This is a genomic window from Escherichia sp. MOD1-EC5495, assembly GCF_002965965.1.
Lineage (GTDB): Bacteria > Pseudomonadota > Gammaproteobacteria > Enterobacterales > Enterobacteriaceae > Escherichia > Escherichia ruysiae.
The window spans coordinates 67080-78353 of the sequence record NZ_PTRI01000023.1 but is presented as its reverse complement, the minus strand read 5'-3'; the positions used below and the strand labels follow the sequence as shown (position 1 = coordinate 78353).

The 11274-nt window shown below is 47.4% G+C and carries 11 protein-coding genes, 1 rRNA gene and 1 pseudogene; 9 read left to right on the top strand and 4 right to left on the bottom strand.

Annotation, left to right across the window (positions count from 1 at the left end; genetic code table 11):
- A 5S ribosomal RNA gene (gene rrf, locus BEG40_RS17885) occupies window positions 1–106 on the top strand; the annotation flags it as partial.
- 102 nt (window positions 107–208) lie between these two features.
- On the opposite strand, the gene mobB is transcribed toward rrf, so the two are convergent.
- Together mobB and mobA are read right to left on the bottom strand one after the other, a co-directional pair.
- Window positions 209–736 (bottom strand): molybdopterin-guanine dinucleotide biosynthesis protein MobB, encoded by a 528-nt coding sequence (gene mobB, locus BEG40_RS17880; RefSeq protein WP_105285864.1) that lies wholly within the window; start codon window positions 734–736, stop codon window positions 209–211.
- A complete protein-coding gene (mobA, locus tag BEG40_RS17875; protein WP_105285863.1) occupies window positions 718–1302 on the bottom strand; it encodes a molybdenum cofactor guanylyltransferase MobA in 585 nt (194 codons plus the stop codon). Before mobA ends, mobB begins: the two co-directional genes overlap by 19 nt.
- Window positions 1303–1371: 69 nt before the next feature.
- Between mobA and BEG40_RS17870 the strand changes: the two genes are divergently transcribed.
- From BEG40_RS17870 to BEG40_RS17855, 4 genes are all read left to right on the top strand, one after another.
- Window positions 1372–1641: a YihD family protein gene (locus BEG40_RS17870; protein ID WP_001295263.1), complete on the top strand. Its 270-nt coding sequence runs from the start codon at window positions 1372–1374 to the stop codon at window positions 1639–1641.
- A gap of 76 nt (window positions 1642–1717) precedes the next feature.
- Window positions 1718–2704: a stress response kinase SrkA gene (gene srkA, locus BEG40_RS17865; RefSeq protein WP_105285862.1), complete on the top strand. Its 987-nt coding sequence runs from the start codon at window positions 1718–1720 to the stop codon at window positions 2702–2704.
- Window positions 2705–2720: 16 nt separating this feature from the next.
- On the top strand, window positions 2721–3347 hold the full coding sequence (gene dsbA / locus BEG40_RS17860) for a thiol:disulfide interchange protein DsbA (protein WP_000725344.1): 627 nt from the start codon (window positions 2721–2723) through the stop codon (window positions 3345–3347).
- Between the two features lie 154 nt (window positions 3348–3501).
- Window positions 3502–4932: a DUF945 family protein gene (locus BEG40_RS17855; protein WP_105285861.1), complete on the top strand. Its 1431-nt coding sequence runs from the start codon at window positions 3502–3504 to the stop codon at window positions 4930–4932.
- 39 nt (window positions 4933–4971) lie between these two features.
- Here BEG40_RS17855 and yihG read toward each other — a convergent pair whose 3' ends face one another.
- Window positions 4972–5904 (bottom strand): 1-acylglycerol-3-phosphate O-acyltransferase YihG, encoded by a 933-nt coding sequence (gene yihG, locus BEG40_RS17850; protein WP_010350928.1) that lies wholly within the window; start codon window positions 5902–5904, stop codon window positions 4972–4974.
- Between the two features lie 363 nt (window positions 5905–6267).
- Between yihG and polA the strand changes: the two genes are divergently transcribed.
- On the top strand, window positions 6268–9054 hold the full coding sequence (gene polA / locus BEG40_RS17840; RefSeq protein ID WP_105285860.1) for a DNA polymerase I: 2787 nt from the start codon (window positions 6268–6270) through the stop codon (window positions 9052–9054).
- Between the two features lie 165 nt (window positions 9055–9219).
- Window positions 9220–9267, top strand: coding sequence for a small protein SpfP (gene spfP / locus BEG40_RS22385; protein WP_071892919.1), 48 nt, complete (start codon window positions 9220–9222; stop codon window positions 9265–9267).
- 172 nt (window positions 9268–9439) lie between these two features.
- Here the strand turns inward: spfP and yihA are convergent, their stop codons facing one another.
- Window positions 9440–10072: a ribosome biogenesis GTP-binding protein YihA/YsxC gene (yihA, locus tag BEG40_RS17835; RefSeq protein ID WP_000183348.1), complete on the bottom strand. Its 633-nt coding sequence runs from the start codon at window positions 10070–10072 to the stop codon at window positions 9440–9442.
- Window positions 10073–10306: 234 nt separating this feature from the next.
- Between yihA and BEG40_RS17830 the strand changes: the two are divergent.
- Both BEG40_RS17830 and yihI read left to right on the top strand, forming a co-directional pair.
- Window positions 10307–10534: pseudogene (locus tag BEG40_RS17830) on the top strand (hypothetical protein).
- A gap of 118 nt (window positions 10535–10652) precedes the next feature.
- The gene (gene yihI, locus BEG40_RS17825; RefSeq protein ID WP_010348274.1) at window positions 10653–11162 is read left to right on the top strand and encodes a Der GTPase-activating protein YihI; all 510 of its coding nucleotides are present in this window, start codon (window positions 10653–10655) and stop codon (window positions 11160–11162) included.
- The last annotated feature ends 112 nt before the right edge of the window (window positions 11163–11274 follow it).

Sequence of the window (11274 nt, the reverse complement as noted above, 5' to 3'; positions counted from 1 at the left end):
GTAGCGCGGTGGTCCCACCTGACCCCATGCCGAACTCAGAAGTGAAACGCCGTAGCGCCGATGGTAGTGTGGGGTCTCCCCATGCGAGAGTAGGGAACTGCCAGGCATCAGATAAAGCGAAAGGCCATCCGGAAGGATGGCCTTTTTGCGTTGCTGCAGAAAGAATGCCGGATGCGACGCTGGCGCGTCTTATCCAGCCTACACTTGCTCATCCGTCCTGCTTTTGCATCCACTCCACCACAAAATCAACCAGCCCCTCAACATCATTAATATCCAGTAACGCGACATCAACATTAAGCGGTACATCGCTGGCTACAGCAATGACATGCCTGTCTATCACTAACTCTTCTGGTCGATGTCCGGCTCCATCGCGAAATAGCACAATCTTCGCGATCTCTTCATGCTTGAACCCTTCGACCAGAATCAAATCCAGCTTTGAGGTATTCATTCGGCTTGCGAGGAAATGTAGATCCAGTTCTTCTTTGTCTGGCGTTTCCGTCATCAAAGCCCATCGTTGCTGGCTGGCAACGATGGTTTGCGCCGCGCCAGCCTTGCGCAGCTCATAGCTATCTTTGCCTGGCTTATCAACATCCATATCATGATGCGTATGCTTAATCAGCCCCGGACGGATCCCCCTGGCGCATAATGCCGGGATCAGTTTTTTCAGCAGCGTAGTTTTTCCGGTGCCACTCCACGCAGCAAAGGCGAGTAACGGTATCATCGTTTTTCCTGCCATCGGGCAAGCTCCTCTGGCGTATTCACGTTTATAAATGCCTCTTTGCGATCGCTGAAATCAACCGCGTGACCGCCAGCAAGATTCATAAAAGCCATCACCCGGCGCTCTCCGGACAGCAGGTATTTCTGCAATAATGGCTCAATAGCGCGGTTTACCAGGGCTATAGTCGGGTGATCGCGTTCGCCGTCATGAACCCACACGACAGACGCATCTTTGCGCTGATGGTTAAGTCGGGAGACTAAATCCTGGGGAATATAGGGTGTATCGCACGGACAAAACAAAAACCACTCGCCTTTTTCCTGCTGCATTACTGAAAGCATTCCCGCCAGTGGCCCAGGGTAATCCGCCAGAGAATCCGCTATCACTTTCAGACCGGTTGCCTGATAGATTTCCTGATGGCGATTGGCATTAACCACGACGTGAGACAGCTGCGTCATAAGCGCGTCAGCGACATGTTGCCACAGCGGTTTGCCATTTAATTCAAGCAATCCTTTATCTACGCCGCCCATTCGTCTGGCTTTACCTCCTGCCAGCACAACGCCTGTTATCATCGTCATCAGATTCACCGATATCGCCTCTTTTATTGTGGGATTGACCCTGCTAACGTGTCTGTCTCAAGAGTAAGGAGCATCACTATGAAATGTAAACGTCTGAATGAAGTTATTGAACTCCTCCAGCCAGCCTGGCAAAAAGAGCCAGATCTTAACCTGCTGCAATTTTTGCAGAAACTGGCGAAAGAGTCAGGTTTTGACGGCGAACTGGCGGATTTGACGGATGACATTCTGATCTATCATTTGAAAATGCGTGATTCCGCGAAAGATGCGGTGATCCCAGGTTTGCAGAAAGATTATGAAGAAGACTTCAAAACGGCGCTATTACGCGCACGCGGCGTAATTAAAGAGTAAAAGCTTGTAAGCGGCGCGACCAAAATCATCGTGAAATGATATCCTTCATCATTCGTAATGTTTTCCGGATGATGGGATGAACAACAACGCTTTTACTTTCCAGACACTACACCCGGATACCATCATGGACGCTCTGTTTGAGCAAGGGATCCGGGTGGATTCCGGGCTTACCCCGCTTAACAGCTATGAAAACCGTGTCTATCAATTTCAGGACGAAGATCGTCGACGTTTTGTCGTCAAATTTTACCGCCCTGAACGCTGGACAGCCGATCAAATCCTCGAAGAACATCAATTTGCGTTGCAGTTGGTAAACGATGAAGTGCCGGTCGCAGCGCCAGTGGTGTTCAATGGCCAGACTTTATTGAATCATCAGGGATTTTATTTCGCCGTTTTCCCAAGCGTCGGTGGTCGCCAGTTCGAAGCTGATAATATCGATCAGATGGAAGCGGTTGGTCGTTATCTGGGGCGTATGCACCAGACGGGGCGCAAACAGCTTTTTATCCATCGCCCGACCATCGGCCTGAATGAATATTTCATTGAGCCACGTAAACTGTTTGAGGACGCTACGCTGATACCTTCCGGGTTGAAAGCGGCATTCCTGAAAGCGACAGATGAGCTGATCACCGCCGTTACAGCGCACTGGCGGGAAGATTTCACCGTTCTGCGGCTACATGGTGACTGCCATGCCGGGAACATTCTCTGGCGCGATGGTCCGATGTTTGTCGATCTGGATGATGCACGTAATGGTCCGGCTATTCAGGATTTGTGGATGTTGCTGAATGGTGATAAAGCCGAGCAGCGGATGCAACTGGAAACTATTATTGAAGCTTATGAAGAATTTAGCGAGTTCGACACCGCTGAAATCGGACTGACTGAACCTTTACGCGCCATGCGTTTAGTTTATTATCTTGCCTGGCTAATGCGGCGTTGGGCTGATCCCGCGTTCCCGAAAAATTTCCCGTGGTTAACCGGGGAAGATTACTGGCTGCGACAGACGGCGACTTTTATAGAACAGGCAAAAGTTCTACAAGAACCCCCTTTGCAATTAACACCTATGTATTAATCGGAGAGAGTAGATCATGAAAAAGATTTGGCTGGCGCTGGCTGGTTTAGTTTTAGCGTTTAGCGCATCGGCGGCGCAGTATGAAGATGGTAAGCAGTACACCACTCTGGAAAAACCGGTTGCTGGCGCGCCGCAAGTGCTGGAGTTTTTCTCTTTCTTCTGTCCGCACTGCTATCAGTTTGAAGAAGTTCTGCATATTTCTGATAACGTGAAGAAAAAACTGCCGGAAGGCGTGAAGATGACTAAATACCACGTCAACTTCATGGGTGGGGATCTGGGCAAAGAACTGACTCAGGCATGGGCAGTGGCGATGGCGCTGGGCGTGGAAGACAAAGTCACGGTTCCGCTGTTTGAAGGCGTACAGAAAACCCAAACCATTCGTTCTGCATCTGATATTCGCGATGTATTCATCAACGCAGGTATTAAAGGTGAAGAGTACGACGCGGCGTGGAACAGCTTTGTGGTGAAATCTCTGGTCGCTCAGCAGGAAAAAGCCGCAGCTGACGTGCAATTGCGTGGCGTTCCGGCGATGTTTGTTAACGGCAAATATCAGCTGAACCCGCAGGGTATGGATACCAGCAATATGGATGTTTTTGTTCAGCAGTATGCTGATACAGTGAAATATCTGTCTGAGAAAAAATAATTCATTGTAAATTACATAAGGCCCGTGAATATTCACGGGCTTTTTTTATTATTTAATAAATATAAATACATTCTGATAATGCACCCTGTTACTGGACATTATTTCAGCATAAGTGGATATTCAAAGTTTTGCTGTTTTATCAGGGAATATTTATATGATACGTAAGTCAGTTACAGGTGTCATTGTTGCGTTAACCGTTATCTGGGGTGGTGGCACATGGTACACAGGTACGCAAATTCAGCCTGGTGTCGAAAAGTTTATTAAAGATTTTAACGATGCTAAAAAGAAAGGTGAACATGCCTACGATATGACATTAAGTTATAAAAACTTTGAAAAAGGCTTTTTTAATTCCCGTTTTGAAATGCAACTTACATTTGATAACGGCGCACCCGATTTCAATATCAAGTCAGGCCAGAACGTTGCATTTGATGTGGATGTTGAGCACGGTCCGTTACCCATCACAATGTTAATGCGTGGTAATGTCATCCCCGCACTGGCAGCGGCAAAAGTGAACTTAGTGAATAATGAACTGACACAACCGCTATTTACCGCCTCGAAAAATAAATCGCCCGTTGAAGCGAAATTGCGATTCGCGTTTGGTGGCTCATTCTCCACGACATTAGATGTTGCCCCTGCAGAGTATGGAGAGTTTTCCTTTGGTGAAGGCCAGTTTACTTTTAATGGTGATGATAGTTCATTGTCTAACCTGGATATTGAAGGCAAGGTCGAAGATATTGTCCTGAAATTATCGCCAATGAGCAAAGTAACGGCGAAGAGTTTTACCATTAATTCTCTGACGCGATTAGAAGAAAAGAAATTTCCGGTTGGTGAAAGCGAGTCAAAATTTAATCAGATTAACATTATCAATCGCGGTGAAGACGTTGCCCAACTCGATAATTTCGTTGCAAAAACCAGGCTAGATCGCGTAAAAGATAAAGATTATATCAATGTCAATCTGACCTACGAACTTGATAAGTTAACAAAAGGGAATCAGCAACTCGGTAGTGGTGAGTGGTTATTGATTGCTGAATCTATTGATCCCTTAGCGGTGCGTCAATTTATCATCCAGTATAACATTGCGATGCGGAAGCAGCTTGCTGCACACCCTGAGTTAGCAAACGATGAAGCTGCTCTGCAAGAAGTGAATGCTGCATTGTTCAAAGAGTATTTACCGTTATTACAAAAAAGTGAGCCAGTTATTAAATTACCGGTTAGCTGGAGAAATACTCTCGGAGAACTAAACGCCAATCTGGATCTTAGTATTGATGATCCAGCCAAATCTTCATCATCCATAAACAAAGATATCAAATCGTTCAATTTAAACGTGGCTTTACCGCTTAATGTTGTTACAGAAACAGCAAAACAACTTAATTTATCTGAAGGTATGGATGCTGAAAAAGCCCAGAAGCGGGCGGATAAACAAATCAGCGGGATGATGACATTAGGTCAGATGTTTCAGTTAATCACGATTGACAACAATACCGCCTCGCTACAGTTGCGTTATACACCGGGTAAAGTTGTTTTTAACGGGCAGGAGATGAGCGAAGAAGAATTTATGTCTCGTGCCGGACGTTTTGCACATTAATATAATATCTCGCCTCTGCTAATTCAGAGGCGAGAAAAGCTACTTATTCTGGCGCTGCGATGACATCAATGACGTCAGAAGCCTGTCTTTTTCATGCCACAGTGAGTTCAGCCATTGCTGAAAATGGCGTTTAAAGCTTTTGTCATTGATATAGTCGCCATGCAATTCTTCAGCAATAGGTTGTAAATCCACATGCACGACAATTCTGGTCAGTTTGCCACTTAGCATATCGAAGAATGGTTGACGGTGATTATCCGGGTAACACAGCGTAACGTTGAGCAATTTATCGAATTGTTTACCCAGTACATTCAGCGCCATCGCAATACCGGCAGCTTTTGGCGGCAGAAGATTTTGAAATGTTGAGTGGGTTTGCTGGTGTTTCTCTTCAGTGAAGCGGGAACCCTCAACAAAATTCACAATAGTGGTGGGATGCAGGCGAAATTTTTCGCAGGAACGACGAGTGGTTTCTACATCTTTACCGCGTCGCTCCGGATGACGTAACAAATAAGCGCGCGAATAACGCTTCATAAACGGCATATCCAGCGCCCAACACGCCAGGCCAAGAAAAGGCACCCAGGCCAGTTGCTGTTTGAGGAAATATTTATTCATCGGAATGTGCTTACGAAACAGCACACACAGTACGACAATATCTGCCCAGCTATGGTGATTACAAATAAGCAGATACCAGTTCTTTTTACTTAACCCTTCCAGCCCGTGAACTTCCCATCGCAAATGTGGATTAAGGTGTAGTAATAGCGCCAGTCCTTCGCACCAGCAATACATCATAAAATCACAAAAACGTGAAACTTTTCGCCATATCATTGGCACAGGTAACAATAGTTTTACGATCCCGGCAATGATGATCGGGACGGAACAAAAAATGGTAACCAAAATGGTCAATACGATACTCAGCAAAAGGGTTATCGTAGCGAGTATTCTCGTCATAATTAATTTATTCAAAAAGTTAGCCATAGACAGTGCGCGAAAGAAGCGCAAGGCGCAGATTTTAGCAGAAAACGCCCCAAATAACGGATGATCCTGAAGTAGAAAAATAATTTATATCTATCCACATTAGAAGAAATCCTATTATCTCAATTATTAGGGATGGCTTTATTTTTAACTGCATGAAAAACAAAGATAAACATCATGCTGTAAAAAGCATGATAATAAATTAAAAGCGATGTAAATAATTTATGCACAAAGTTATCCACATGACGATTTGCGAGCGATCCAGAAGATCTACAAAAGATTTTCACGAAAAGCGGTGAAAAACTCATGTTTTCATCCTGTCTGTGGCATCCTTTACCCATAATCTGATAAACAGGCACGGACATTATGGTTCAGATCCCCCAAAATCCACTTATCCTTGTAGATGGTTCATCTTATCTTTATCGCGCATATCACGCGTTTCCGCCGCTGACCAACAGCGCAGGCGAGCCGACCGGTGCGATGTACGGTGTCCTCAACATGCTGCGTAGTCTAATCATGCAATATAAACCGACACATGCAGCGGTGGTCTTTGACGCCAAGGGAAAAACCTTTCGTGATGAACTGTTTGAACATTACAAATCACATCGCCCGCCAATGCCGGACGATTTGCGAGCGCAAATCGAACCCCTGCACGCAATGGTCAAGGCGATGGGACTGCCGCTGCTGGCGGTTTCTGGCGTAGAAGCGGACGACGTTATCGGTACACTGGCGCGCGAAGCCGAAAAAGCCGGGCGTCCGGTGTTGATCAGCACTGGCGACAAAGATATGGCGCAGCTGGTGACGCCAAATATTACGCTTATCAATACCATGACGAACACCATCCTCGGCCCGGAAGAAGTGGTGAATAAGTACGGTGTACCGCCAGAACTGATCATCGACTTCCTGGCGCTGATGGGCGACTCCTCCGATAACATTCCTGGCGTACCGGGCGTGGGTGAAAAAACCGCGCAGGCACTGCTGCAGGGTCTTGGCGGGCTGGATACGCTGTATGCCGAGCCGGAAAAAATTGCTGGCCTAAGCTTCCGTGGCGCGAAAACAATGGCAGCCAAGCTCGAGCAAAACAAAGAAGTGGCTTATCTCTCTTACCAGCTGGCGACGATTAAAACCGACGTTGAACTGGAGCTGACCTGTGAACAACTGGAAGTGCAGCAACCGGCGGCTGAAGAGTTGTTGGGGCTCTTCAAAAAGTATGAGTTCAAACGCTGGACTGCTGATGTAGAGGCGGGCAAATGGTTACAGGCCAAAGGGGCTAAACCTGCCGCGAAGCCACAGGAAACGCTTGTTGTCGACGAAATGCCAGAAGTGACGGCAACGGCGATTTCTTACGATAACTACGTCACTATCCTTGATGAAGATACGCTGAAAGAATGGATTACGAAGCTGGAAAAAGCGCCGGTGTTTGCATTTGATACCGAAACTGACAGCCTCGATAACATCTCTGCCAACCTGGTCGGGCTTTCTTTTGCTATCGAGCCAGGCGTAGCGGCATATATTCCGGTTGCTCATGATTATCTCGATGCGCCCGATCAAATCTCTCGCGAGCGTGCACTCGAGTTGCTAAAACCGCTACTGGAAGATGAAAAGGCGCTGAAGGTCGGGCAAAACCTGAAATACGATCGCGGTATTCTGGCGAACTACGGCATTGAGCTGCGTGGGATTGCCTTTGATACCATGCTCGAGTCCTACATTCTCAATAGCGTTGCCGGGCGTCATGATATGGACAGCCTCGCGGAACGTTGGTTGAAGCACAAAACCATCACTTTTGAAGAGATTGCCGGTAAAGGCAAAAATCAACTGACCTTTAACCAGATTGCTCTGGAAGAGGCCGGTCGCTACGCCGCCGAAGATGCAGACGTCACCTTACAATTGCATCTGAAAATGTGGCCGGATCTGCAGAAACACAAAGGGCCGTTGAACGTCTTCGAGAATATCGAAATGCCGCTTGTGCCGGTGCTTTCACGCATTGAACGTAACGGTGTGAAGATCGATCCGAAAGTTCTGCACAATCATTCTGAAGAGCTCACTCTGCGCTTGGCGGAGCTGGAAAAGAAAGCGCATGAAATTGCAGGTGAAGAATTTAATCTTTCTTCGACCAAACAGTTGCAAACTATTCTTTTTGAAAAACAGGGCATTAAACCGCTGAAGAAAACGCCGGGTGGTGCGCCGTCAACGTCGGAAGAGGTGCTGGAAGAGCTGGCGCTGGACTATCCGTTACCGAAGGTGATTCTGGAGTATCGTGGTCTGGCGAAGCTGAAATCAACCTATACCGACAAACTACCGTTGATGATTAACCCGAAAACCGGGCGCGTACATACTTCTTATCACCAGGCAGTAACCGCAACGGGACGTTTATCGTCAACCGATCCTAACCTGCAAAACATTCCGGTGCGTAACGAAGAAGGTCGCCGTATCCGCCAGGCGTTTATTGCGCCAGAGGATTATGTGATTGTCTCGGCGGACTACTCGCAGATTGAACTGCGCATTATGGCGCATCTCTCGCGAGATAAAGGCCTGCTGACCGCATTCGCGGAAGGAAAAGATATTCACCGGGCAACGGCCGCAGAAGTGTTTGGTTTGCCGCTAGAAACCGTCACCAGCGAGCAACGCCGCAGCGCGAAAGCAATCAACTTTGGTCTGATTTACGGCATGAGTGCTTTCGGCCTGGCGCGCCAGTTAAACATTCCGCGCAAAGAAGCGCAGAAGTACATGGATCTTTACTTCGAACGCTATCCGGGCGTGCTGGAGTATATGGAACGTACCCGCACACAGGCGAAAGAGCAGGGCTACGTTGAAACGCTGGACGGACGCCGTCTATATTTGCCGGATATCAAGTCCAGCAACGGTGCGCGTCGTGCTGCGGCTGAACGTGCAGCAATTAACGCACCGATGCAGGGAACCGCAGCCGACATCATCAAACGGGCGATGATTGCCGTAGATGCATGGTTACAGGCCGAGCAACCGCGCGTTCGTATGATCATGCAGGTACACGATGAACTGGTATTTGAAGTTCATAAAGATGATCTCGATGTGGTATCAAAGAAAATCCATCAATTGATGGAAAACTGTACCCGTCTGGATGTGCCGTTGCTGGTGGAAGTCGGAAGCGGTGAAAACTGGGATCAGGCGCACTAAGATTCGCCTGAATATGCCCTTTTTTCGTAAGTAAGCAACATAAGCTGTCACGTTTTGTGATGGCTATTAGAAATTCCTATGCAACAACTGAAAAAAAATTACAAAAAATGCTTTCTGAACTGAACAAAAAAGAGTAAAGTTATTCGCGTAGGGTACAGAGGTAAGATGTTCTATCTTTCAGACCTTTTACTTCACGTAATCGGATTTGGCTGAATTTTTTAGCCGCCCCAGTCAGTAATGACTGGGGCGTTTTTTATTGGGCGAGAGAAAAGATCTGAATTGCCTGATGCATAACGCTTATCAGATTTACGGCGTGAGTCGCAATATTTTGAAGACCCTGGCCAGACAAAGCATTTAAGCTGCATCCGGCACCGGGGAAAGAAAATTATTCGCCGTCCTGATTCTCTTCGACGGGCTGCATTTCGCTAAACCAGGTATCCAGCTTCTGACGCAGCTTATCCACACCTTGTTTCTTCAGCGAAGAGAAGGTTTCTACCTGCACATCACCATTAAACGCCAGCACCGCTTCACGCACCATATTCAATTGCGCTTTACGTGCACCGCTCGCCAGTTTGTCCGCTTTGGTCAGTAGCACCAACACGGCGATATTGCTGTCCACCGCCCACTCAATCATCTGCTGATCGAGATCTTTCAGCGGATGGCGAATATCCATCAGTACCACCAGACCTTGCAGGCTCTGACGTTTTTCGAGGTATTCGCCGAGCGCGCGCTGCCATTTGCGCTTCATCTCTTCCGGGACTTCCGCATAACCGTAGCCAGGCAAGTCAACCAGACGCTTGCCATCAGCCACTTCAAACAGGTTGATAAGCTGGGTGCGCCCTGGCGTTTTCGAGGTACGAGCCAGGCTTTTCTGGTTAGTCAGCGTGTTCAGCGCGCTGGATTTACCTGCGTTGGAACGGCCTGCAAAAGCCACTTCGATCCCGGTATCGGAAGGTAAGTGGCGAATATCAGGCGCACTCATCACAAAATGCGTCTGTTGATAATTCAAATTAGTCAAAGCGGTCGTCTCCGTCAGTCAAAGCTTTTCAGCGATTATACCTGAACCACAATAAAAGACGGATTTTTCGGGGGACATGGTGTAAGTAAAAGCCACATTCTTTGTGAGACATTGCCGATCATCTTTATGCGAAATCGAAGAGAAAATTCTGCGATGCATGTCAAATAGGTCAAATAAATCATGTGATTAGTTTTATACAATAATCTGAAAATGAGAAAATACTGATGATAGTTTATTGTTTGTTTAGCGCAGAAGCGTAAAGTAGCACCCATAGAGCGAGGACGCTAACAGGAAGATGACTCAGGATGAGGGTCAGGAGCGCCAGGAGGCGAAGACAGAGGATTGTCAGGAAGACAAACGTCCGGAGACGTAATTAAACGGAAATGGAATCAACACGGAATGTTCTGGCTAATGGAAAAACAGGGTGTGTTGGCGGCCTGCAAGGATTGTAAGACCCGTTAAGGGTTATGAGTCAGGAAAAAAGGCGACAGAGTAATCTGTCGCCTTTTTTCTTTGCTTGCTTTCTGTTAGATTCCGCCGCAAATCTATACTGAATAAAACGGCAAAAAGACGAACCATTATGAAACCATCATCTTCAAACTCACGCAGCAAAGGTCACGCAAAAGCGCGTCGAAAAACACGCGAGGAGCTGGATCAGGAAGCTCGTGACCGCAAGCGCCAGAAAAAACGCCGTGGTCATGCGCCGGGCAGTCGCGCAGCGGGCGGTAACACTACATCAGGCAACAAAGGCCAGAACGCACCGAAAGATCCACGTATTGGCAGTAAAACCCCTATTCCATTGGGTGTGACTGAAAAAGTCACCAAACAGCACAAACCGAAGAGTGAGAAACCTATGCTTTCACCGCAGGCGGAGTTGGAGTTACTGGAAACGGATGAGCGTCTGGATGCGCTGCTGGAACGTCTGGAAGCAGGCGAAACCCTGAGCGCCGAAGAGCAATCCTGGGTTGATGCCAAACTGGATCGTATTGATGAGTTGATGCAGAAACTCGGCCTCTCTTATGACGACGATGAAGAAGAGGAAGAAGACGAGAAGCAAGAAGACATGATGCGTCTGCTGCGGGGCAACTAACGGATTGCCACCGTGGGCCTTCCCGTTCTGCTGATAACCCTTCCGGTTATATGTTATCTGGTGTGGTTATTCGTTAAACTACAACGGTTGTCGCGGCGACAAAAGTGGCTGC